This window comes from Pseudomonas sp. HMSC065H01 (assembly GCF_001815235.1).
Taxonomy (GTDB): domain Bacteria; phylum Pseudomonadota; class Gammaproteobacteria; order Pseudomonadales; family Pseudomonadaceae; genus Pseudomonas; species Pseudomonas aeruginosa.
Window position 1 is genome coordinate 179914 of record NZ_KV819906.1, and the last position, 22167, is coordinate 202080.

Here is a 22167-nt window from a genome sequence, read left to right on the forward strand (position 1 = left end):
ACCGCGACAACTCCAACGACAGCCGCTACTGGAACGATCCGAAGATCCCCAAGGATCTGCTGGGCATGGTTCCGGACCGCAATATCGTCGGCAAGGCCTTCGCTGTATGGATGAGCTGGCCCGATCCGAAGATGAGCAACCTGCCGAACTTCTCCCGGGTCGGCGTGATTCACTGACCTGTGCGCAGGTTCGCCACGCGGAAGGGCGCTCCTGCTGAATAATCGCGAAGCGGGGCTGCTCCCGAGGGCAGCCCCGCTTTCACTTCCGCGAACGCCGCCGCAGGGCCCTGCCCGATGGCGTTACCGCTCGCTGGACGGAATAACTACACTGACATGAGGTCCGACATGAGGTTCGCGCGTTCGCAGAAGGGGATGTCCCTGCTGGGGTGGCTGGTGGTGCTGGGCGTGGTGGCGTTCTTCGCCAGCGCCGCATTCAAGATCATCCCGCACTACATGGATTACTACTCGCTGGAGAAGGTGATCACTTCCGTGGAGACCGACAAGGCGGCCGAGGTGCGTTCCGTGCCGGAGTTCTACAGCTACGTCGGCAAGGGGATGCAGATCAACGGCATCCGCAACCTGGACCTGGAGAAGGCCCTGGAGGTGCAACTGGAAGACAACCAATTCCGGGCGCACCTGAAATATGAAAAACGCGAGCCACTGATCAGCAACATCGACCTGGTGGTCCACTTCGACAAAGAATTCCGTGTACGCATGCCGTGAGTAATTCGCTGGACCGACTCGAGCGCAAGCTCGGCTATACCTTCAAAGACCGGGACCTGATGGTCCTGGCCCTGACCCATCGCAGCTACGCCGGGCGCAACAACGAGCGCCTGGAGTTCCTCGGTGACGCCATTCTCAACTTCGTCATCGGCGAGGCGCTGTTCCACCACTTCCCGCAGGCTCGCGAAGGCCAGCTTTCGCGCCTGCGCGCGCGACTGGTCAAGGGCGAGACCCTGGCCCTGCTGGCGCGCGGCTTCGAGGTGGGCGACTACCTGCGGCTGGGCTCGGGCGAGCTGAAGAGCGGCGGGTTCCGCCGCGAGTCGATCCTCGCCGATGCGATGGAAGCCCTGATCGGCGCCATCTACCTGGATACCGGCATGGACTCCGCGCGCGAGCGGATCATCGCCTGGCTCGGACCGCAACTGCGCGAGCTGACCCCGGTGGACACCAACAAGGACCCCAAGACCCGCCTGCAGGAGTTCCTGCAGTCGCGTGGCTGCGACCTGCCGCGCTACGAGGTGGTGGATATCCAGGGCGAACCCCATTGCCGGACCTTCTTCGTCGATTGCGAAGTGGCCCTGCTGAGCGACAAGACCCACGGGCACGGCGGCAGCCGCCGCATCGCCGAGCAGGTGGCCGCGGCCGCCGCGCTGGTGGCCCTGGGCGTGGAGAATGGCCATGACTGACATGCACGACGACATCCCCGCCGGCAGCCGTTGCGGCTACGTGGCGATCGTGGGGCGCCCCAATGTGGGCAAGTCCACCCTGCTCAACCACATCCTCGGGCAGAAGCTGGCGATCACCTCGCGCAAGCCGCAGACCACCCGTCACAACATGCTCGGGATCAAGACCGAGGGCGAGGTGCAGGCCGTTTACGTCGATACGCCCGGCCTGCACAAGAGCGGCGAGAAGGCCCTCAACCGCTACATGAACCGTACCGCCAGCGCGGCATTGAAGGATGTCGACGTGGTGATCTTCGTGGTCGACCGCACCCGCTGGACCGAAGAGGACCAGATGGTCCTGGAGCGCGTGCAGTACGTCAGTTGCCCGGTGCTGATCGCGGTGAACAAGACCGACCGCATAGAGGAGAAGGCCGACCTGCTGCCGCACCTCGAATGGCTCACCCAGCAGTTGCCGAAGGCCGAGGTAGTACCGATCTCGGCGCAGCACGGGACCAACCTGGACGTGCTGGAGAAGCTGGTCGCCGAGCGTCTGCCGGAAAGCGAGCACTTCTTCCCCGAAGACCAGATCACCGACCGCAGCAGCCGCTTCCTGGCCGCCGAGCTGGTCCGCGAGAAGATCATGCGCCAGCTCGGCGCCGAGCTGCCCTACCAGATCACCGTGGAGATCGAGGAGTTCAAGCAGGAAGGTCGCATCCTGCATATCCATGCGCTGATCCTGGTGGAGCGCGAGGGGCAGAAGAAGATCATCATCGGCGACAAGGGCGAGCGGATCAAAAGCATCGGCCAGAACGCGCGCAAGGACATGGAAGTGCTGTTCGACTCCAAGGTCATGCTCAACCTCTGGGTCAAGGTCAAGGGCGGCTGGTCCGACGACGAGCGTGCCCTGCGCTCGCTGGGCTACGGCGACCTCTGACCGTTCCCGGCAGCCCGGCGCCAGCCGGGCGCCATTCCTCTCGCGCCCGGTCGACCCGCCATGTCCTTCGCCGCCGCCCAAGCCACCTACGTGCTGCATAGCCGGCCGTACAAGGAAACCAGCGCCCTGGTGGACTTCTTCACCCCGTTGGGTCGCCTGCGCGCGGTCCTGCGCGGCGCCCGCGGCAAGGCTGGCGCCCTGGCGCGGCCATTCGTGCCGCTGGAAGCGGAGTGGCGCGGGCGCGGCGAACTGAAGACCGTGGCCCGGCTGGAAAGCGCCGGTGTTCCCAACCTGCTCAATGGCCAGGCGCTGTTCAGCGGTCTCTACCTCAACGAGCTGTTGATCCGCCTGTTGCCGGCGGAAGACCCGCAGCCGGAAATCTTCGCCCACTACGCCGCGACCCTGCCGCTGCTGGCGGCGGGGCGACCCATTGAACCGCTGCTGCGCGCGTTCGAATGGCGCCTGCTGGAGCAACTGGGCTATGGTTTCGCTCTCGATGTCGACATCGATGGGCGCCCGATCGAGCCGCAGGCGTTGTACCAGCTTTTGCCAGAGGCCGGCCTGGAGCCGGTGGCGCAGCTGCAACCCGGGCTGTTCCAGGGCTCCGAACTGTTATCCATGGCCGACGCCGACTGGAGCGCCCCCGGCGCCCTGGCGGCGGCCAAGCGCCTGATGCGCCAGGCGCTCGCTCCCCATCTGGGCGGCCGGCCGCTGGTCAGCCGCGAGCTGTTCATGAACCGTAAGGAGTCACCCCGTGACTGAAGCCACTCGAATTCTGCTCGGCGTGAACATCGATCACGTCGCCACCCTGCGCCAGGCCCGGGGCACCCGCTATCCGGACCCGGTGAAGGCCGCCCTGGACGCCGAGGAAGCCGGCGCCGACGGTATCACCGTGCACCTGCGCGAGGACCGCCGGCATATCCAGGAACGCGACGTGCGAGTGCTCAAGGAAGTACTGCAGACGCGGATGAACTTCGAGATGGGGGTCACCGAGGAAATGCTCGCCTTCGCCGAGGAGATCCGGCCGGCGCATAGCTGCCTGGTCCCCGAGCGCCGCGAGGAACTGACCACCGAGGGCGGCCTCGACGTCGCCGGCCAGGAACAGCGCATCCGCGACGCGGTGCGACGCCTGGCTGCGGTGGGCAGCGAAGTGTCGCTGTTCATCGATCCCGATCCGCGGCAGATCGAGGCCTCCGCCCGGGTCGGCGCGCCGGCTATCGAACTGCATACCGGTCGCTACGCCGACGCCGAAGACCCCGAGGAGCAGGCCCGTGAGCTGCAGCGGGTACGCGAGGGCGTGGCCCTCGGGCGTTCCCTCGGCCTGATCGTCAACGCCGGGCATGGCCTGCACTACCACAATGTCGAGCCGGTCGCGGCCATCGACGGCATCAACGAGCTGAACATCGGCCACGCCATCGTTGCCCACGCCCTGTTCGTCGGCTTCAGGCAGGCGGTGGCCGAGATGAAAGCGCTGATGCTGGCCGCGGCGACCAAGCGCTGAGGCAATCGCGCCCCGCTTCCCGTCGACCTGCGGGGCGGATGAAAGCACGAAAAAAAGCCCATCCGAGGATGGGCTTTACCCTACCCGCTGTCAGGGCTTGCGCGCCACCAGCGTGGCGCGCATCGGTGCCGGCAGGCCTTCGACGGTTCGCGAACGGTCCTGTGGATCGAGGAATTCCGGCAGCGACTGGAAACGCATCCATTCGGTGGAGCGTTGTTCCTCGACGCTGGTCAGGCTGACGTCGACGCAGCGCGCGTCGGCGAACCCGGCGCGGCGCAGCCAGAGCTCCAGGGCTGCCACCGAGGGCAGGAACCAGACGTTGCGCATCTGCGCGTAGCGGTCCTCGGGCACCAGCACGGTGCTGGCGTCGCCTTCCACCACCAGGGTCTCCAGGACCAGTTCGCCGCCGCGCTTCAGGCAGTCCTTGAGCGCCAGCAGGTGGTCGATGGGCGAGCGACGGTGATAGAGCACGCCCATGGAGAATACCGTGTCGAAGCCTTCGAGCTTCTCCGGCAGGTCTTCCAGGGCCAGCGGCAGGTGCCAGGCCGGCAGCTCCGGCAGGTAGCGCTTGGCGGCGAGGAACTGGCAGAGGAACAGCCAGTTCGGATCGACCCCGACCACGCTTTCCGCGCCGGCGCCGAGCATGCGCCACTGGTAGTAGCCGTTGCCGCAGCCGACGTCGAGGACGCGTTTGCCACGCAGTTCGACATGTGGCGAGACACGCTCCCATTTCCAGTCGGAACGCCATTCGGTATCGACCTGTACGCCGAAGAAGTCGAACGGCCCCTTGCGCCAGGGAATCAGCCCTTGCAGCGCTTCCTTCACCTGCGCTTGTAGCGCCGCATCGTGGTCGCTGTGCAGGGCGAAGCGCTGGGCCAGTTCGACCTTCGGCGCGGGCACCTGGGGCAGGCGCTGGACCGCGCTCCACCAACGGGCCAGGTCGCCGTGGCCTTCCTCGATGCGCGCGGCGATCTGCGCGGGCAGGCTGGTCGCCCAGCCGTACAGCGGAGAGCCGGCGAGGTGTCGCTGGAGGGCGTCGAGGGCGAGGTGCTGGATCATGGCAGGGCGATCATCGAGGCGAAGTTGAGACACTGGAACCATTGGCTGACCCGGCTGAAGCCGGCGGCCAGGAGCCGTTCACGGTGTTCCTCGAAGGTGTCGGGGAGCATGACGTTTTCCAGCGCGCTGCGCTTCTGCGCGATCTCCAGCTCGCTGTAGCCGTTGGCACGCTTGAAGGCGATGTGCAGGTCGGTGAGCAGCGCGTGCTCCTGCGCATCGGCGAAGCGCAGTTTCTCCGAGAGGATCAGCGCGCCGCCGGGCAGCAGTGCCTGGCGGATCCTGCGCAGCAGGCCGAGGCGCTGGTCGGGGGCGACGAACTGCAGGGTGAAGTTCATCGCCACCAGCGAGGTGGGTTGCAGGTCCAGGGCGAGAATGTCGGCCTCGATCAGCTCGACCGGCAGCAGCTCCTGGTACATGGCGTCCTGGGCATGCAGGTATTCACTGCAGCGCTCGATCATCGCGTGCGAGTTGTCCACCCCGATCACCCGGCAGCCGTCGTTGCGGACGTGGCGGCGCAGCGACTGGGTGACCGCGCCGAGCGAGCAGCCGAGGTCGTAGAGCACGCTGTTCGGCTGGGCGAACTGCGCGCCGAGTACGCCGATGTTCTCGACGATGGTGGGGTAGCCCGGCACGGAGCGCTTGATCATGTCGGGGAACACGCGCACCACGTCTTCGTTGAACACGAAGTCGGCGACACGTTGCTGGGGTTGGGCGAACAGGCGATCGGACTCGCTCACGCGGGTGACCTCGGGCATCACGGCTTTTCAGGGGGCCGAATTGTAGCCGAGGGATGAGCGTCGCCCAACTGCGCGGCGACGATTCACCCATGCGCGCAGGCGAATCACCTGAGCTTGTCGGAGAAGTACTCTCCCGCGCCCTGCAGCGGACCCAGCGGGTTCTTCTTGTCTTCCAGGCGATGGATGTTCGGTTCGCCGTTGCTGACCTTGTGCACCAGCACGTCGTTGACGAAGACGAACACCGCCTTGAACGACCAGCCCTGCAACTCCCGTTTCTTGCGGAAGTTGAACACGTCCGCCCAGAAGCTGCCGACCCGCTGGGTGTCGGTCTTGCTGAAATCGAAGGCGTAGCCGATGCAACGGTCCTTCGCTTCCAGGCATTGCACCAGGCCGCCCGGCAGGTAATCGATGGGGATGTTCGGCTGGATGAACATGAGCCGCACGTCGATGAACGACAGCATGCGGCCGTTGCCCTGGGTCAATGGATCGAAACCCAGCCCGAACAGCTGCGAACGGGTCGTGCTGCCGGGTTGCGCCTGGGAATAGCGCAGTTCGGCATCGAGGTAGTCGACGAAGGGGGATTGGACTTCCGCTCGTTCGCTGGGCAGCAGGCTGCCGCAGGAGGAAACGAAGACAGTGGATGCCCAGAGCAGTGAGTAACGAAGAGCGGTGCCCATGACGCGCCTCCTTTCGGTGCCGTCGTAGATTGAGTAATAGACGACGCCAAAAAGGCCTGCCGGAATTTATTCAATCGGCTGAAAGCAGCGTGGTTGCTGGTCTGGCGGCGGATTTCCGGCGGCCCGGAAAGTCATTCGAAAGAAAGCCTATAGCGCTCGCCGAGGACCTTCAGGGTGCCTTCGCGACGCAGTTGGCGTAGCCCTTCGTCGAGTTCCGCGAGACGCGCGTCGACCTCCGGCAGGTGCGGGCTGAGGCCGACGTGCAGCGGCTGCCGCCCGGGTAGTTCGCCGGCGCGGCGGATCTGTCCGGCGAGCTGCGGATGATGCTCCAGGTAGTGCTCGATGATGTCGCGGTCTTCCAATAGCACGTCGATGCGGCCGAGCAGCAGTTTCTGCAGGTTGCGCGGCAGCACGCGCTCGCCGCCGAGGACCTGCAGGTGCAGGTCGTCGTCGCCGGCCTGGCTGCGCCAGGCTTCGAAGCGCGGATTGTTCACGTAGCCCTGGGCGAGGCCCAGGCGCTGGCCGAGCAGGGATGCATCGCCGGAGTAGTGCCAGTCGCTGTCGTGGCGGGTATAGAAGGCCAGCCCGACCCAGCCGATGGGCTCGCTGCCGACCCGCAGGCCGTCGAGTCCATAGGCGCCGACCAGGCCGTCGCGATGGCCGTCGCGGACCATCTGCACGGCGCGCGGCCAGGGCAGGCTGTCGAAGTGCGGTGGCTCCCGAAGGACCTGGCTGAGCGCCTCGACCAGGTAGCCGGGCCGCTGCGGCGTGCCAGGGCACAGGTAGGGGCAGCCGTCGTCGCCTGCGAAGCGCAACGGTTCGGCCAGCGAGAGCAGAGGAGCGGCGCAGGACAGGGCGAGCAGGACGAAGGAGGCGCGGAGCATGGAGTCCTCAGGGCGACGGGGCCTGTCAGGATAGGCCAGGTCGCCACGGCGCAGGACGTCGGTCTTCGTACAGAATGTGTCCGCCGCGGGCAGCGGTTTCAGCGCACCTGGATCGCGCAGGAAAAGCTTTCCGCCGGTTCCGCGTCCTTTTCCCAGGGCCGCCGGTAGACCAGTTCCAGGCGGTCGTCGCCGCTGGCGGCGACGCGGAAGCGCCAGGTCGATTCGCCGCCGCTGCCAACCAGGCCGCTGTCTTCTTCGGAATTGCTGTAGACCTCCGGGCCAAGGCGCTTGAGCACGCTGGCAGCAGGGTTGCGCAGTTCCCAGCGGAAGCCGGTGGTGGGATTGCTCGGCAGGGTCAGCACCAGTTCCTGGCCTTGCGTCAGCTTCAGCGGCGAACAGTCGTCGGCGTCGTCCAGGGTGACCACCGGCTTCTGTTGCCCGGCGCAGCCGGCCAGGACCACGATGGACAATGGCAGCAGCAGACGGGAGGGGGAAAAGGACATGCAGCGCTCCTCGGCTCGAATGGAAAGGGCGCCAGCATAAACCCTGCTGGCGCCCGAGTGCCAAGGTTGGCGCGGCGGACGGCCGAACCGGTCGGCCATCCGCCGCCGGCTCAGGCCGGGAACAGCACCTTGGCCACGTCGCCGTAGCGCTTGGCGAAATGCACGGTCAGCCCTTCCCTGAGATAGTCGGGCAACTCTTCGAAGTGGCCGCGGTTGGCTTCCGGCAGGATCAGCTCGAAGATCTTCTGCCGGCGCGCGGCGATCACCTTCTCGCGGACCCCGCCGATGGGCAGGACCTGGCCGGTCAGGGTCAGTTCGCCGGTCATCGCCACGCCTTTCTTCGGCACCTGGTTGCGCGCCAGGGAGAGCAGGGCGCTGGCCATGGTGACGCCGGCGCTGGGACCGTCCTTGGGCGTGGCACCTTCCGGCACGTGCAGGTGGACGAACGCCTGGTCGAAGAAGGTCGGGTCGCCGCCATACTTCTTCAGGTGCGAGCCGATGTAGCTATAGGCGATCTCGGCGGATTCCTTCATCACGTCGCCGAGCTGGCCGGTGAGCTTGAAGCCACGGTTCAGCGTGTGGATGCGGGTCGCCTCGATCGGCAGGGTGGCGCCGCCCATGCTGGTCCAGGCCAGCCCGGTGATCACGCCGATCCCGGAAAGCACCTGCTCGCTGCGGAACACCGGCATGCCGAGGTAGTCCTCGAGGTCCCTGGGACCGATCTTCACCTTCGACTCGGGATCCTCCAGCAGCTTGACCACCGACTTGCGCACCAGCTTGCCGAGCTGTTTCTCCAACTGGCGCACCCCGGCTTCCCGCGCATAGCCCTCGATCACCGCACGCAGCGCGGCATCGCTGATGCTCAGGCGGCCCTTGGGCACACCGGCCTTTTCCAACTGCTTGGGCCACAGGTGACGCTTGGCGATGGCCAGTTTTTCCTCGGAGATGTAGCCGGACAGGCGGATCACTTCCATCCGGTCGAGGAGCGGTCCGGGGATCGAGTCGAGGGTGTTGGCGGTGCAGACGAACAGCACCTTGGACAGGTCCAGGCGCAGGTCCAGGTAGTGGTCGAGGAATTCGACGTTCTGCTCCGGGTCGAGGGTTTCCAGCAGCGCCGAGGCCGGGTCGCCCTGGTAGCTGGCGCCGAGCTTGTCGATCTCGTCGAGCATGATCACCGGGTTCATCACCTCGACTTCCTTCAACGCCTGCACCAGCTTGCCGGGCAGGGCGCCGATGTAGGTGCGGCGGTGGCCCTTGATCTCCGCCTCGTCGCGCATGCCGCCGACGCTGAAACGGTAGAACGGCCGGCCGAGGCTCTCGGCGATGGATTTGCCGATGCTGGTCTTGCCCACTCCCGGCGGGCCGACCAGGAGCACGATGGAGCCGGCGATCTCGCCCTTGAAACTACCCACGGCGAGGAACTCGAGGATGCGATCCTTGATGTCGTCGAGGCCCGCGTGATGCTTGTCGAGGACCTTGCGCGCATGCTTGAGGTCGAGCTTGTCCTTGCCGTACACGCCCCAGGGCAGGGCTGTGGCCCAGTCCAGGTAGTTGCGGGTGACGGCGTACTCGGGCGAGCCGCTCTCGAGGATCGACAGCTTGTTCAGCTCTTCGTCGATACGCTTGCGCGCCTGCTCGGGCAGCACCTTGCCTTCCAGGCGGGCGCGGAATTCGTCGGCGTCGGCGCTCTTGTCGTCCTTGGTGATGCCCAGCTCCTGCTGGATGATCTTCAACTGTTCCTTGAGGAAGAATTCGCGCTGGTGTTCGCCGATCTTGCGGTTGACCTCGGCGGACAGTTCCTTCTGCAGGCGCGCGACTTCCACCTCCTTGCGCAGCAGCGGCAAGACCTTCTCCATCCGCTTGAGGATCGGCACGGTGTCCAGCACTTCCTGCAGTTCGCCGCCGGGCGCGGTGGTCAGGGCCGCGGCGAAGTCGGTGAGTGGCGACGGGTCGTTGGGACTGAAGCGGTTCAGGTAGTTCTTCAGTTCCTCGCTGTACAGCGGATTGAGCGGCAGCAGCTCCTTGATCGCGTTGATCAGGGCCATGCCGTAGGCCTTCACTTCGTCACTGGGATCGATCGGGGTCTTCGGATAGTCCACCTCCACCATGAACGGCGGACGATGGCGCTTGATCCAGCCCCGGATACGCACCCGCGACAGGCCCTGGGCGACGAACTGCAGCTTGCCGCCCTCGCGCGAGGCATGGTGCACTCGGACCAGCGTGCCGTGCTCGGGCAGGCTGTTGACGTCGAAGTGGCGCGGGTCTTCCGGAGGATTGTCCATGAAGAACAGGGCCAGCGAATGGTGGTCGGTCTTGGCCACCAGTTCGAGGGTTTCCGCCCAGGGTTCTTCGTTGACGATCACCGGCAGCACCTGCGCCGGGAAGAACGGGCGGTTGTGGATCGGGATCACGTAGAGGGTGGTCGGCAGGGTCTGGCCGGGCAGCACCAGGCCGGTGCCGGCGGGCTGCGCGTCGCTGATGTGTTCGGGATTAACGTCCTGGTCGCTCATGAGGCACCTGACTGACTGAAACATGAGAGTCTAGATGGGGCCCCGGGGGCGGGTTTCAATCCCTGTCCGTTCAAGGATGTTGCCGAAGGTTTCCACGCAGCACGCGGTACGCAGGTACCACTTGCGGCAAGGTGCTGGGCAGCGTCGGGCAAGTCGAGTAGAGTGCGCAAAAATTGAGCAGTTGCCGTTCATGTTCGACACCCGCCTCATCCGTCTGCCCGACCAGTCGCACACCCACGCCCACGAGCATCACCAACTGGTGATGTCGCTGGCCGGGCGCGCCGAATTCGAGGTCAACGGCTGTGGCGGGGAAGTCTGCCGGATGCGCGCCTGCCTGGTGCCGGGCGAGGCGGGCCACGTGTTCGCCGGGGTGGGCGACAACCGCATGCTGATCATCGACCTGGGCGAGGACAACCCGACCCCGGAAGACCCCGACCTGCTCGCGCGCCTGTTCGAGGCGCCGCGCTACCCGACCCTGGACGCCGACTTCCAGAACCTGCTCAGCTACGCCGGCGCCGAACTGGCCCGCTACGGCAGCGACCCGCTGCTGACCCGTGCCCTCGGCGGAGTGCTGATCCGCGCCCTGCACCTGCGCCTGTTCGGCGAGCAGCAGCCCCTGGCGGCCAGCGGGCCGCTCGACCTGGAGCGCCTGGACGCGCATATCGTGCGGAACCTGGCGCGGCGCATCACGGTCGCCGAACTGGCCCAGGTCGCCTGTCTCAGCCCGAGCCATTTCCACGCGCAGTTCAAGGACAGCGTCGGCCTGACCCCGCACCAGTACCTGCTCAAGGTCCGCCTCGACTGCGCCGCGCGGTTGCTGCGGGAAAGCCGCCTGCCTCTGGTGCGGATCGCCGAGGAATGCGGCTTCTCCAGCCAGAGCGCGCTGACCACGGCGATGCGCCGCTACCTGGGGCTGACGCCGAAGTCGCTGCGCAAGGGCTGAGCGCCATCCGCCACCTTCGGCGGATAACCGCAGGCGGTTATTCGCCCTACCGGGAGTGGTGTAGGACGGATAACGGCGCGGACGTCATCCGCCGAGCGAATTCGTCCCGCACGGCCTGTCTCAGAACGCCACCTTCACCCCCGCCTCGATGCCGCGTCCCGCCGCCGGCACCCGGTCGCGCAGGATCGAACTGGCGTAGCGCACGGTCTGGTTGGTCAGGTTGGTGCCCTTGACGAAGGCCAGCCAGCGGCTCTCGCCGAGGTCGAAGTTGTAGCCGAGGCTGGCGCCGAGGGTGGTGTAGCCGTCGGTGGAGAGTTCTTCCTCCGGCACGCGGTGCTGCGAGGCGGCGTGTTCGACGTCGACCCGCGCCTGCCACTGCTGCAACTCCCAGATCAGCGCGGTGTTCAGGCGCAGCGGGGCGATGCGTGGCAGCGGTTCGCCGGTGTCCTTGTTCTTGGCGCGGGTGTAGTCCCCGGAGAGTTCCAGGTCGAAGTTGCCGTACGGGCTTTCCAGCAGGTGGATGCGGTCCTGCGCCTCGACGCCGTAAAAGTCCGCGCGAACGCCGCTGTAGAGGTATTCCGGCAGCGCCTCGTCATCGCCGGCGGCGACCACTTCGCCTTCCTCGTTGCGATGGCGACCGCTGGCGAGCAGGCTGATGTAGTTGGAGAAGCGGCTGTAGAACACCCCGACGCTGCCCTTGTGCACGCCGTTGTCGAAGCGCAGGGCGAGGTCGGTGGAGACCGCCTTTTCCTTGTCCGCGTCGGCATCGCCTACCTCGTAGGTGCCGGTGGCGGCGTGCGGACCGTTGGCGTACAGCTCGTAGAAGGTCGGTGCGCGCTCGGTGTAGCTGAGGGTGGCGGCCAGCGACCAGATCGGCGTCAGCTTGTACACCGCGCCGGTGGACAGGCTGCCGGTGGTGAAGCTCTGCGAACCGTCGTTCTCGGCGAAGCGCTCGTTGCCCTTGGCGTCGGGGTCCACGCGGGTGTGCTCCAGGCGGGCGCCGAAGCTGAGGTCGAGGCGGTCGCTGAGCTTCCATTCCTCCAGGGCGAACAGCGCGGCGCTGTCGGTTTCCGTGTGCGGCACGAAGGCTTCCTCGCCGAGGGCGGAGAAGCGGCTGTTGGCGAACTGCGCGCCGACCACCCCGTTCAGCGGGCCGAGCGGGCGGTGGCGGGCCTCGATGCGGCCTTCGTAGCCTTCGTTCTTGAAGGTGGTGCCGGTCTCGCCATCCTCGATTTCCTTGTGCTCGTACTTGGTATAGGCGGCGTCCAGCTTCAGCGAGGTGAACGGGCCTTCGAGGTCGCGGATCTCGGAGGCGAAGGTGTAGCGGTCCTGCTGCATCTTCAGGCGCACGTCGTCCTCGGCCGGCGAGCCATAGTTGCTGTCGTAGCCGCTGTAGGAGAGGCCGGCGTAACCGTGCTCCCAGTGATAGGAGCCACCGACGGCGCCGCCGTCCTGGCGGCCGTCGCTGTTCTGCACCCGATGCTTGCCGGTGTCGCCGTCGATCTGCCGCTGGCGGCTGGAATGGGCGTAGCCGGGAATCCTGACGTCGTTGAACTCGCGGCTGGCGGCGTCCACGTGCAGGGCGAAGTTGCCGTCGCCGGCCTCCAGTGCGCCGGAGCGGCTACGGGTGGTGTCGGCGCCGCCGTAGCGCAGTTCGCCGCTGCCGTGGATGCCGTCGACGGGTTCGCTGGGGATGCGGTTGTCGAAGCTGTTCACCACCCCGCCGATGGCATTGCCGCCGTAGAGCAGGGCGGCCGGGCCGCGTACCACTTCCAGGCGCTCGACGCTGTTGGGGTCTTCCGGCACCGCGTGGTCGTAGGACAGCGACGAGGCGTCGAGCGCACCGACGCCGTTGCGCAGCAGGCGGATGCGATCACCGTCCATGCCGCGGATCACCGGTCGGCTGGCGCCCGGTCCGAAGTAGGTGGAGGACACCCCGGGCAGGCCGTTGAGGGTTTCGCCGAGGCTGCCTTTCTGTCGCAGGGTCAGCTCGTCGCCTTCGAGCACGCTGCTGGGCGTGGCGGGAGATTCGTTGCCCAGCGGGTTGGCGGTGATCACCTGGGAGGGCAATTCGCTGGGGCGGCCGTCGGCGCCGAGCGTTTCCCCCGAAACAATCAGGCAGGCCAGCGCCAGTGGCGTGAGAGGCCAGAGCGGACGGGAAGGGAAAAGGCCGGAAGAGGACATTGCGGGCTCCATGGTCATGGGTCGGACTTTTTTCAGGCCAAAGCGAACCCAGGCCCTTCCCGGAGGAAGGGCGACGGGGTCGGATCGGCGTATTTATTGGGATGTTATATTATTTCTTTTTGTGTCGGTAGACCCGCGTAGCCACTCTGCATGGCGTCGTGCCGACGTGCAGCGGCAATGTCCGCATGCCTGCCGGCGAAGAGGAACGGGAAAGTTCCGCAGCCAGGAGTTTTCCGCAAAAACTCCAGAGTCTTTCGCAAGAATCGCCCCTCTCGCAGCCACTACATTCCGCTATCCGCTGGTGCCTCGCGCCGGCGGAATGGGCCTGACCCATACTGATCCGTATTCCCGCGCCACAGGACGTGCCGCGCCGCCGGCACAACCCGCCGGCGGCGGTGCCCCGGGCAATGGACGCCTGGCCGGACTTCTTTCAATAACAATGGCTCCACAAGAGGAGGGCGTGATGTTCAAAGCCAGTCACGTCTTGCAGGGCGAGGACCAGACCCGGTCCGCAGCCGAATTCTTCCCTGTCATCAGCGCCAACTACGCGGTCGACGAGGAAGCCTACCTGGGCGAACTGCTGCAGCTCGCCGACCCCGGTCCCGACGGCATCGAGGCTATCCGCCGCAACGCCCGCGCACTGATCGAAACCGTGCGCAGCCGGGACAACGCCGTCGATACCCTCGACGCACTCCTGCGCCAATACAGCCTGGACACCCAGGAAGGCCTGATGCTGATGTGTCTGGCCGAGGCGCTGTTGCGTGTGCCTGACGCGGCGACCGCCGACGCGCTGATCCGCGACAAGCTGTCCGCCGCCGACTGGCAGCGCCATCTCGGCCAGAGCGACAACGTTCTGGTCAATTTCGCCGCCTGGGGCCTGGTGATGACCGGCAAGGTGGTGAACATCGACGAACGCACCGACGGCCGCGCCCCGAGCGTCATCAGCCGGCTGGTGCAGCGCTCCGGCGAACCGGTGATCCGCGCCGCGATGAACCAGGCGATGAAGCTGATGGGCAAGCAGTTCGTGCTTGGCCGGACCATCTCCGAAGCGCTGAAGAACGGTCGTCCATGCCGCGAGCAGGGCTACACCTATTCCTTCGACATGCTCGGCGAGGCCGCGCTGACCGCCGCCGACGCCGAGAAATACATGGCCGACTACCGCCAGGCCATCGACACCGTCGGCGCCGAGCCGCAGGTCGGTCCGGGGCCGCGGCCGTCGATCTCGATCAAGCTCTCGGCGCTGCATCCGCGCTACGAAGTGGCGCAGCGCGAGCGGGTGCTCAGCGAGCTGTTCGCCAACGTCCTGGAACTGGCGGTGCGCGCGCGCAAGCTGAACGTCGGCATCACCATCGACGCCGAGGAAGCCGATCGCCTGGAGCTGTCCCTCGAACTCTACGAGAAGCTGATGCGCGACCCGGCCATCGCCGGCTGGGGCGAGTTCGGCCTGGTCATCCAGGCCTACTCCAAGCGCTGCCTGCCGGTGCTGGTATGGCTGACCCTGCTTGGCCGCGAGCTTGGCGCACGCATCCCGCTGCGCCTGGTGAAGGGTGCCTACTGGGACAGCGAGATCAAGCAGTGCCAGGTGCAGGGCGCCGACGGCTACCCCGTCTACACCCGCAAGGAAGGCACCGACACTTCCTACCTGGCCTGCGCCCGCTACCTGCTCAGCGAGCATACCCGCGGGGTGATCTACCCGCAGTTCGCCAGCCACAACGCCCACACCGTGACCGCCATCCTCGCCCTGGCCGACGAAGCCAGGGCCGCCGGCGGCGAGGAGCGCGACTTCGAGTTCCAGCGCCTGCACGGCATGGGCGACGCGCTGTACGACACGGTGATCGAGAAGTACCGCCGCAACGTGCGCATCTACGCCCCGGTCGGCGCGCACAAGGACCTGCTGCCGTACCTGGTCCGCCGCCTGCTGGAGAACGGCGCCAACTCTTCCTTCGTGCACAAGCTGGTGGACCCGCGCGTGCCGGTGGAGACGCTGATCCAGCACCCGGTTACCCAACTGCGCCAGTTCAAGACGCTGGCCAACGACCGTATCCCTCTGCCCCAGGCGATCTTCGGCGCCGGGCGGAAAAACTCCCAGGGCATCAACATGAACATCCAGAACCAGTGGAACGAGCTGGAGCTCGCCTACAAGCCGCACGTGACCCGCCAGTGGCAAGCCGCGCCGATCGTCAACGGCGAGAAGCTCTCCGGCCCGGCCCACGAAGTGCGTTGCCCGTACGACCTGGAGAGGCTGGTCGGCAGCGTCCAGTACGCGTCCGCCGAGCAGGCCGGCAAGGCCCTCGACGTGTTGCAGGCGGCCTGGCCGCGCTGGAGCGCCACCCCGGTGGACGAGCGTGCCGGCATCCTCGAGCGTCTCGCCGACCTGCTGGAAGCCCAGCGCGGCGAGCTGATGGCGCTGTGCACCCTGGAAGCCGGCAAGTCGTTGCAGGACGGTATCGACGAGATCCGCGAGGCGGTCGACTTCTGCCGCTACTACGCCCAGCAGGCCCGCCAGCGCCTGGTCCGCGAGGAACTGCGCGGCCCGACCGGCGAGCGCAACGAGCTGTTCTACGAAGGCCGCGGCATCTTCGCCTGCGTCAGCCCGTGGAACTTCCCGCTGGCGATCTTCCTCGGCCAGATCAGCGCCGCGCTGGTGGCCGGCAACACTGTGCTGGCCAAGCCGGCCGAGCAGACCAGCCTGATCGCCGCGCGCACCGTCGAACTGATGTTCGAAGCCGGCCTGCCGAAGGACGTTATCGCCCTGCTGCCGGGCGACGGCGCCACCCTCGGCGGCGTGTTCTGCCGTGACGCGCGGGTCGCCGGGGTGGCCTTCACCGGCTCCACCGACACCGCCCGCATCATCAACCGCCAACTGGCCGAGAAGCCCGGCGCCATCGCCACCCTGATCGCCGAGACCGGCGGGCAGAACGCGATGATCGTCGATTCCACCGCTTTGCCGGAACAGGTGATCAAGGATGCGGTACAATCCGCGTTCACCAGCGCCGGCCAGCGCTGCTCCGCGCTGCGCGTGATGTACGTGCAGCAGGACATCGCCGAGCGGGTGATCGAGTTGCTCAAGGGCGCCATGGCCGAGCTGAAGGTCGGCCCGACCGACGTGCGCGTCAGCGACGTCGGCCCGGTGATCGACGCCGAGGCCAAGGCCGGCCTGGAGCAGCACATCGCCGCGCTGAAGGCCGCCGGCAAGCTGATCGCCGAGACCAAGGTGCCGGGCAACCTGAACGGTCACTTCGTCGCTCCCGTCGCGTTCGAGATCAGCGGCATCGACGAGCTGAAGAAAGAGAACTTCGGCCCGGTGCTGCACGTGGTGCGTTATGCCGCGCAGGACCTGGAAAAGGTCGTGCAGGCGATAAACGCCACCGGTTTCGGCCTGACCATGGGGGTCCATAGCCGCAACGAGGAAACCGCCCGTCGCATCGAAGAGCTGGCGCGGGTCGGCAACCTCTACATCAACCGCAACCAGATCGGCGCGGTGGTGGGCGTGCAACCGTTCGGCGGCCACGGGCTGTCCGGCACCGGTCCCAAGGCCGGCGGGCCGAACTACCTGCTGCGTTTCGTCAGCGAGCGCACCACGTCGGTGAACACCACCGCGGTGGGCGGCAACGCGTCGCTGCTGTCGCTGGCCGACGCCGAGTGATACTCCGTTCCCGGGCGCCTTGGCGCCCGGGTCGGTTTCCGGGGTTCGCCGCAGCGAACGCCAAGGGAAATGACCGCCGTTCCGGTGCGTGCCCGGAACGGACCATAAAGGACGATTTTCCCTGCCCGACAGGGGAGGGATCGTGAGGCGTGGGCCTGTTCGGACTCGTTTGAGGCCACCCACGTTTCCGGCTTGCTCCGGCAAGCGCTTACGGAGTGACGCCACAAGCGCCATTCTGCCAACCAAGGGCCCGCTACCCGTTGCTTGCACACGCAAGGGCCCGGATAAAAACAAGCAATAGGGGAGTCCCTATGAGTGTCAATACGCCCACGCTGATCACCTTCGTGATCTACATCGCGGCCATGGTCCTGATCGGCCTGGCGGCATATCGCTCCACCAACAACTTCTCCGACTACATCCTCGGTGGCCGCAGCCTCGGCAGCTTCGTCACGGCGCTGTCCGCCGGCGCCTCCGACATGAGCGGCTGGCTGCTGATGGGCCTGCCCGGCGCGGTGTACCTGTCCGGCCTGTCCGAAAGCTGGATCGCCATCGGCCTGATCGTCGGCGCCTACCTCAACTGGCTGTTCGTCGCCGGCCGCCTGCGGGTGCAGACCGAGCACAACGGCAACGCGCTGACCCTGCCCGACTACTTCACCAACCGCTTCGAGGACAACAGCCGCCTGCTGCGGATCTTCTCGGCCCTGGTGATCCTGGTGTTCTTCACCATCTACTGCGCTTCCGGCATCGTCGCCGGTGCGCGCCTGTTCGAGAGCACCTTCGGCCTCTCCTACGAGACCGCGCTGTGGGCCGGCGCCGCGGCGACCATCGCCTACACCTTCATCGGTGGCTTCCTCGCGGTGAGCTGGACCGACACCGTGCAGGCCTCGCTGATGATCTTCGCGCTGATCCTCACCCCGGTGATCGTGATGCTCGCCACCGGCGGCGTCGAGCCGACCTTCACCGCCATCGAGCTGAAGGACGCGACCAGCTTCGACATGCTCAAGGGCGCCTCCTTCATCGGCGTGATCTCGCTGATGGCCTGGGGCCTGGGCTACTTCGGCCAGCCGCACATCCTGGCGCGCTTCATGGCCGCCGACTCGGTGAAATCGATCCCGGCCGCGCGCCGCATCTCCATGACCTGGATGATCCTCTGCCTCGGTGGCGCCGTGGCCGTGGGCTTCTTCGGCATCGCCTACTTCCAGGCGCATCCGGAGCAGGCCGGCGCGGTCAGCGAGAACCCCGAGCGGGTATTCATCGAGCTGGCCAAGATCCTGTTCAACCCGTGGATCGCCGGCGTGTTGCTGTCCGCCATCCTCGCCGCGGTCATGAGCACCCTGAGCTGCCAGCTGCTGGTCTGCTCCTCGGCGCTCACCGAGGACTTCTACAAGGCCTTCCTGCGCAAGGGCGCCAGCCAGCTGGAACTGGTCTGGGTCGGTCGCGCCATGGTGCTGCTGGTGGCGGTGATCGCCATCTGGCTGGCCTCCAACCCGGAAAACCGCGTGCTCGGCCTGGTGTCCTATGCCTGGGCCGGCTTCGGCGCCGCCTTCGGCCCGCTGGTGCTGTTCTCCCTGCTGTGGAAGCGGATGACCCGCAACGGCGCGCTGGCCGGCATGATCGTCGGCGCGGCGACGGTGATCCTGTGGAAGAACCTGTTGGGTTGGACCGGCCTGTACGAGATCATCCCCGGCTTCCTCTTCGCCAGCGTCGCCATCGTCGTCTTCAGCCTGCTCGGCAAGGCGCCTTCGACGAGCATGCTCAAGCGCTTCGACGATGCGGAGCAGGAGTACCGCGAGGCGCACCAGGGCTCCGCCGCTCCGGTAACCCAGCGCTGATCGAGCCTGCGGGCGGGTAAAGCGCCCGCGCATGGAGACGGCCCGCCCCGCAAGGTGCGGGCCGTCGTTTTGTCCGGCGGCTGCTGCGCCTGGCCGCGCAGGACGGATAACGGCAGCCGCGTTGTCCCTGTCCCGCCGCGCCGCTCAGGCGTCCCGCTCCAGCCGGCAAGCGTGCCCCGACTGTCGTGCCTCCAGCCTCAGCCATTCGAAGAATGCCTTCACCGGCGGATGACGTTCCCGTCCGGGCACGCATAGCGCGCTGTAGCCGGCGCCGTCGACACTGATATCCGCTCTGTAGGGTCGCAGCAGGCCGCTGGCGACGCTTTCCGAAACCAGGATCGAACTGGCCAGCACCAGTCCCTGGCCGGCGATGGCCGCCTGCAGGGCGTAGTGCTCCTCGTCGTACTGGCGGATCACCGGCTGGCCCTCCATCCAGTCTTCGCCGGCCTGCGCGCACCAGGCCTCCCAGCCGTGGGCGTAGAGCCTGGAGTTGTGCCAGCGCACGCTGATCAGGGTCGGCTGCCGTTCTGCGGCCAGGGCGACCTGGGCCGGCGAGCCGTAGACCGCGAAGCATTCGTCGAACAGGCAGAGACCGTAGAAGTTCGGATGGTCGTCGAGGCTGTAGCGGATCACCAGGTCGATGCTGGCGTCCTGGTGCAGGTCGAGGACTTCGCAGTTGGTGTCCAGGCGCAGGTTGATCTGCGGGTGCGCGGCGTAGAAGCGGCCGAGACGCGGCACCAGCCAGAGGGCGGCGAAGGCCGGGGTGGTGGAGACCGTCAGGTTGCCTACGCTGCGCTGCGGACGCAGCGTGTCGACGCTCTGCGAAATTTCCAGCAGGGCCCCGTGCAGGCTGCGGAACAGCCGTTCGCCGCAGTCGGTCAGGCGCACTTTCCGTGGCAGGCGCTGGAACAGCGGAACGCCGAGCCAGGCTTCCAGCGAACGGATCTGGTGGGAAACCGCGGTTGGCGTTACCGCAAGCTCCTCGGCGGCGGCCTTGAAGCTCGACTGGCGGGCCGCCGATTCGAAGGTGCGCAACGCGGTCAGCGGCAGGGAAGCGAACATTGGAATCTCCATGGGTGAACTGAATTCACCCTGAACAACTATTGCTCATTTGTCGGGAACCCCCGCTGCCAATAATTTCTGGCTCCAGGAGAAGGGCCTTGAGGCCATTCGAGTCTAGCCGAATCCAAGGAGATACAGATGAGTAGAATTCTTGCAGTGCATGCCAGTCCGCGAGGCGAGCGCTCGCAGTCCCGGCGTCTCGCCGAGGTTTTCCTGGCGGCCTATCGCGAAGCCCATCCGCAGGCCCGCGTGGCTCGCCGCGAAGTCGGCCGGGTACCGCTTCCGGCGGTCACCGAGGCCTTCGTCGCCGCCGCCTTCCATCCCCAGCCGGAACAGCGTTCGCTGGCGATGCAGGCCGACCTGGCGCTGAGCGACCAACTGGTCGGCGAACTGCTCGACAGCGACCTGCTGGTGATCTCCACGCCGATGTACAACTTCAGCGTGCCCAGCGGCCTGAAGGCCTGGATCGACCAGATCGTGCGCCTCGGGGTGACCTTCGATTTCGTCCTCGACAATGGCGTCGCCCAGTACCGGCCGCTGCTGCGTGGCAAGCGTGCGCTGATCGTCACCAGTCGCGGTGGCCATGGCTTCGGCCCGGGCGGCGAGAACCAGGCGATGAACCACGCCGATCCCTGGTTGCGCACCGCGCTGGGTTTCATCGGCATCGACGAGGTCACGGTGGTCGCGGCGGAAGGTGAGGAATCCGGCGGCAGGTCCTTCGAGGACTCCTGCGCCGAGGCGGAACAGCGCCTGCTGGCGCTGGCGCGGTCGGCCTGAGGAGCCGCCATGGCCTGGTTCCATCTGCTGGTGGCGGCGGCCTTCGAGGTCGCCTTCGCCATGGGCATGAAGTTCTCCAACGGCTTCGGCAGACTCTGGCCGTCGCTGCTGACGGTGGTCGCGGCGATCGGCGGGATCTATTTCCTGACCCTGGCGCTGCGCGAGTTGCCGGTCAGCGTCGCCTATCCGATCTGGACCGCGATCGGCTCGCTGGGCACGGTGTTCCTCGGCGTCCTGCTGCTTGGCGAGAGCCTGACGGCGGTGAAGCTGGTTTCTGTCGGGTTGATCGTCGCCGGGGTAGCCGGGCTCAAGTAAGCGATGCGGCATTTGGCCTACAATCGGCCGCGTTTCCGTTCCTTCGAGAGCAGCCATGCTGACCACCCTGGCGGTGTCCAACTACCGCATCCTGCGCGACCTGGTGATGCCGCTGCGGCGCCTGAACCTGATCACCGGCGCCAACGGCGCCGGCAAGTCCAACGTCTACCGGGCCTTGCGCCTGCTGGCGGACAGCGCGCGCGGCGAAGTGATCCCGTCGCTGGCGCGCGAGGGCGGCCTGCCATCGACCCTGTGGGCAGGACCGGAGGACATCAGCCGGGCCACGCGCAGTGGCGCCCAGCCGATCGAAGGCAGCGTGCGCCGGCAGTCGGTGAACCTGCGCCTGGGCTTCGCCGGGGAGGATTTCGGTTATTGCATCGACCTCGGCCTGCCGGAGCCAAGCCAGAGCAAGTTCGGTCTCGACCCGGTGATCAAGCGCGAATGCATCTGGGCCGGCCCGTTCCTGCGCCCGGCCAATGTCCTCGTCGACCGTCGCGGGCCGTTGTTGCGCGCACGCGGCGGCGGCGGTCGCTGGGAAGTGGCGGCGCAGCACCTCGCCACCTTCGACAGCATGCTGGGCGCGGCGGTGGACCCGCGACAGGTGCCGGAACTGCTCGGCCTGCGCGAGCGGATCCGCTCCTGGCGCTTCTACGACCATTTCCGCAGCGACGCCGAGGCACCGGCGCGGCGGCCGCAGATCGGCACCCATACGCCGGTGCTGGGCGCCGACGGCGCCGACCTGGCCGCGGCCCTGCAGACCATCCGCGAGATCGGTGATGCGGCGGCGCTGGACGAGGCGGTGGACGATGCCTTTCCCGGCAGCCGCCTGCACATCGACAACCCGGGAGGGCGCTTCGAAGTGCTGATCGAGCAGCCCGGCCTGCTGCGGCCGCTGCGCACCGCGGAGCTGTCGGACGGCACCCTGCGCTACCTGCTGTGGATCGCCGCCCTGTTGTCGCCACGGCCGCCGGCGCTGCTGGTGCTCAACGAACCGGAAACCAGCCTGCATCCCGACCTGCTGCCGGCCCTCGGGCGCCTGGTCGGCCAGGCCGCGCAGCACTCCCAGGTGCTGGTGGTGTCGCACGCCGCGCGGCTTGTCGCGACGCTCGAAGAGCACCCGGAATGCCATTCGCTGGGGCTGGAGAAGGACTTCGGCGAGACCCGCATCCAGGGGCTGCGCGAGCTGGACCGGCCGGCCTGGTACTGGCCGGTGCGCTGA

Annotated in this window: 20 protein-coding genes; 12 read left to right on the forward strand and 8 right to left on the reverse strand. The window is 67.0% G+C overall.

From position 1 onward, the window contains the following. From HMPREF3014_RS21025 to pdxJ, 6 genes are all read left to right on the forward strand, one after another. Window positions 1–176 (forward strand): S26 family signal peptidase (locus HMPREF3014_RS21025; RefSeq protein ID WP_049291184.1); only part of this gene is annotated, 176 nt, incomplete at its 5' end. A gap of 168 nt (window positions 177–344) precedes the next feature. Beyond that, on the forward strand, window positions 345–722 hold the full coding sequence (locus tag HMPREF3014_RS21030) for a DUF4845 domain-containing protein (RefSeq protein ID WP_003085562.1): 378 nt from the start codon (window positions 345–347) through the stop codon (window positions 720–722). Beyond that, the gene (rnc, locus tag HMPREF3014_RS21035; RefSeq protein ID WP_003085565.1) at window positions 719–1408 is read left to right on the forward strand and encodes a ribonuclease III; all 690 of its coding nucleotides are present in this window, start codon (window positions 719–721) and stop codon (window positions 1406–1408) included. Before HMPREF3014_RS21030 ends, rnc begins: the two co-directional genes overlap by 4 nt. Continuing rightward, window positions 1401–2318, forward strand: coding sequence for a GTPase Era (era, locus tag HMPREF3014_RS21040; protein WP_003085566.1), 918 nt, complete (start codon window positions 1401–1403; stop codon window positions 2316–2318). The genes rnc and era overlap by 8 nt, the downstream gene beginning before the upstream one ends. A gap of 60 nt (window positions 2319–2378) precedes the next feature. Beyond that, window positions 2379–3080 (forward strand): DNA repair protein RecO, encoded by a 702-nt coding sequence (recO, locus tag HMPREF3014_RS21045; RefSeq protein ID WP_003101972.1) that lies wholly within the window; start codon window positions 2379–2381, stop codon window positions 3078–3080. Further along, complete coding sequence (gene pdxJ / locus HMPREF3014_RS21050) at window positions 3073–3819, forward strand: pyridoxine 5'-phosphate synthase (RefSeq protein ID WP_003101974.1); 747 nt, start codon at window positions 3073–3075, stop codon at window positions 3817–3819. The genes recO and pdxJ overlap by 8 nt, the downstream gene beginning before the upstream one ends. A 90-nt stretch (window positions 3820–3909) precedes the next feature. Here the strand turns inward: pdxJ and cmoB are convergent, their stop codons facing one another. From cmoB to lon, 6 genes are all read right to left on the reverse strand, one after another. Continuing rightward, complete coding sequence (cmoB, locus tag HMPREF3014_RS21055; RefSeq protein WP_003085573.1) at window positions 3910–4878, reverse strand: tRNA 5-methoxyuridine(34)/uridine 5-oxyacetic acid(34) synthase CmoB; 969 nt, start codon at window positions 4876–4878, stop codon at window positions 3910–3912. Beyond that, the gene (gene cmoA, locus HMPREF3014_RS21060) at window positions 4875–5615 is read right to left on the reverse strand and encodes a carboxy-S-adenosyl-L-methionine synthase CmoA (RefSeq protein WP_003123029.1); all 741 of its coding nucleotides are present in this window, start codon (window positions 5613–5615) and stop codon (window positions 4875–4877) included. The genes cmoB and cmoA overlap by 4 nt, the downstream gene beginning before the upstream one ends. Before the next feature lie 104 nt (window positions 5616–5719). After that, entirely contained in the window at window positions 5720–6292 is a 573-nt protein-coding gene (locus HMPREF3014_RS21065; protein ID WP_003085577.1) for a hypothetical protein, read from the reverse strand. Between the two features lie 131 nt (window positions 6293–6423). Beyond that, window positions 6424–7176 carry a substrate-binding periplasmic protein gene (locus HMPREF3014_RS21070; RefSeq protein WP_003114186.1) on the reverse strand — a complete coding sequence of 251 codons (753 nt, stop codon included), beginning with the start codon at window positions 7174–7176 and terminating at the stop codon, window positions 6424–6426. Between the two features lie 98 nt (window positions 7177–7274). Next, the gene (locus HMPREF3014_RS21075; protein WP_003085581.1) at window positions 7275–7679 is read right to left on the reverse strand and encodes a protease inhibitor I42 family protein; all 405 of its coding nucleotides are present in this window, start codon (window positions 7677–7679) and stop codon (window positions 7275–7277) included. Between the two features lie 110 nt (window positions 7680–7789). Further along, on the reverse strand, window positions 7790–10189 hold the full coding sequence (gene lon, locus HMPREF3014_RS21080) for an endopeptidase La (protein ID WP_003101982.1): 2400 nt from the start codon (window positions 10187–10189) through the stop codon (window positions 7790–7792). Window positions 10190–10379: 190 nt separating this feature from the next. On the opposite strand from lon, the gene HMPREF3014_RS21085 reads away from it, so the two are divergent. Continuing rightward, the gene (locus tag HMPREF3014_RS21085) at window positions 10380–11132 is read left to right on the forward strand and encodes an AraC family transcriptional regulator (protein WP_003085585.1); all 753 of its coding nucleotides are present in this window, start codon (window positions 10380–10382) and stop codon (window positions 11130–11132) included. A 120-nt stretch (window positions 11133–11252) separates the two neighbouring features. Here HMPREF3014_RS21085 and HMPREF3014_RS21090 read toward each other — a convergent pair whose 3' ends face one another. Next, window positions 11253–13316: a TonB-dependent receptor gene (locus HMPREF3014_RS21090; protein WP_023087763.1), complete on the reverse strand. Its 2064-nt coding sequence runs from the start codon at window positions 13314–13316 to the stop codon at window positions 11253–11255. Window positions 13317–13779: 463 nt separating this feature from the next. Between HMPREF3014_RS21090 and putA the strand changes: the two genes are divergently transcribed. Together putA and putP are read left to right on the forward strand one after the other, a co-directional pair. After that, complete coding sequence (gene putA / locus HMPREF3014_RS21095; protein WP_070734488.1) at window positions 13780–16962, forward strand: bifunctional proline dehydrogenase/L-glutamate gamma-semialdehyde dehydrogenase PutA; 3183 nt, start codon at window positions 13780–13782, stop codon at window positions 16960–16962. A 311-nt stretch (window positions 16963–17273) separates the two neighbouring features. Beyond that, window positions 17274–18794, forward strand: coding sequence for a sodium/proline symporter PutP (putP, locus tag HMPREF3014_RS21100; protein WP_003103073.1), 1521 nt, complete (start codon window positions 17274–17276; stop codon window positions 18792–18794). A gap of 144 nt (window positions 18795–18938) precedes the next feature. Here the strand turns inward: putP and HMPREF3014_RS21105 are convergent, their stop codons facing one another. Further along, complete coding sequence (locus HMPREF3014_RS21105; protein ID WP_023912739.1) at window positions 18939–19868, reverse strand: LysR substrate-binding domain-containing protein; 930 nt, start codon at window positions 19866–19868, stop codon at window positions 18939–18941. A 126-nt stretch (window positions 19869–19994) separates the two neighbouring features. Here HMPREF3014_RS21105 and azoR1 point away from each other — a divergent pair, with 126 nt between their 5' ends. From azoR1 to HMPREF3014_RS21120, 3 genes are read left to right on the forward strand one after another with little or no spacing between them, the layout of a single operon-like run. Then, window positions 19995–20633 (forward strand): FMN-dependent NADH-azoreductase AzoR1, encoded by a 639-nt coding sequence (gene azoR1 / locus HMPREF3014_RS21110; RefSeq protein ID WP_010793862.1) that lies wholly within the window; start codon window positions 19995–19997, stop codon window positions 20631–20633. A 9-nt stretch (window positions 20634–20642) separates the two neighbouring features. Next, entirely contained in the window at window positions 20643–20948 is a 306-nt protein-coding gene (locus tag HMPREF3014_RS21115) for a DMT family transporter (RefSeq protein ID WP_003103070.1), read from the forward strand. 55 nt (window positions 20949–21003) lie between these two features. Beyond that, window positions 21004–22167 (forward strand): AAA family ATPase, encoded by a 1164-nt coding sequence (locus HMPREF3014_RS21120; protein WP_023087762.1) that lies wholly within the window; start codon window positions 21004–21006, stop codon window positions 22165–22167.

Coding starts and splice junctions, on each gene's coding strand:
- putP (WP_003103073.1), top strand. CDS start 17,274: ATGAGTGTCAATACGCCCACGCTGATCACCTTCGTGATCTACATCGCG.
- HMPREF3014_RS21075 (WP_003085581.1), bottom strand. CDS start 7,679: ATGTCCTTTTCCCCCTCCCGTCTGCTGCTGCCATTGTCCATCGTGGTC.
- HMPREF3014_RS21065 (WP_003085577.1), bottom strand. CDS start 6,292: ATGGGCACCGCTCTTCGTTACTCACTGCTCTGGGCATCCACTGTCTTC.
- HMPREF3014_RS21070 (WP_003114186.1), bottom strand. CDS start 7,176: ATGCTCCGCGCCTCCTTCGTCCTGCTCGCCCTGTCCTGCGCCGCTCCT.
- azoR1 (WP_010793862.1), top strand. CDS start 19,995: ATGAGTAGAATTCTTGCAGTGCATGCCAGTCCGCGAGGCGAGCGCTCG.
- recO (WP_003101972.1), top strand. CDS start 2,379: ATGTCCTTCGCCGCCGCCCAAGCCACCTACGTGCTGCATAGCCGGCCG.
- putA (WP_070734488.1), top strand. CDS start 13,780: ATGTTCAAAGCCAGTCACGTCTTGCAGGGCGAGGACCAGACCCGGTCC.
- era (WP_003085566.1), top strand. CDS start 1,401: ATGACTGACATGCACGACGACATCCCCGCCGGCAGCCGTTGCGGCTAC.
- HMPREF3014_RS21115 (WP_003103070.1), top strand. CDS start 20,643: ATGGCCTGGTTCCATCTGCTGGTGGCGGCGGCCTTCGAGGTCGCCTTC.
- cmoB (WP_003085573.1), bottom strand. CDS start 4,878: ATGATCCAGCACCTCGCCCTCGACGCCCTCCAGCGACACCTCGCCGGC.
- HMPREF3014_RS21085 (WP_003085585.1), top strand. CDS start 10,380: ATGTTCGACACCCGCCTCATCCGTCTGCCCGACCAGTCGCACACCCAC.
- HMPREF3014_RS21120 (WP_023087762.1), top strand. CDS start 21,004: ATGCTGACCACCCTGGCGGTGTCCAACTACCGCATCCTGCGCGACCTG.
- HMPREF3014_RS21105 (WP_023912739.1), bottom strand. CDS start 19,868: ATGGAGATTCCAATGTTCGCTTCCCTGCCGCTGACCGCGTTGCGCACC.
- lon (WP_003101982.1), bottom strand. CDS start 10,189: ATGAGCGACCAGGACGTTAATCCCGAACACATCAGCGACGCGCAGCCC.
- HMPREF3014_RS21030 (WP_003085562.1), top strand. CDS start 345: ATGAGGTTCGCGCGTTCGCAGAAGGGGATGTCCCTGCTGGGGTGGCTG.
- HMPREF3014_RS21090 (WP_023087763.1), bottom strand. CDS start 13,316: ATGTCCTCTTCCGGCCTTTTCCCTTCCCGTCCGCTCTGGCCTCTCACG.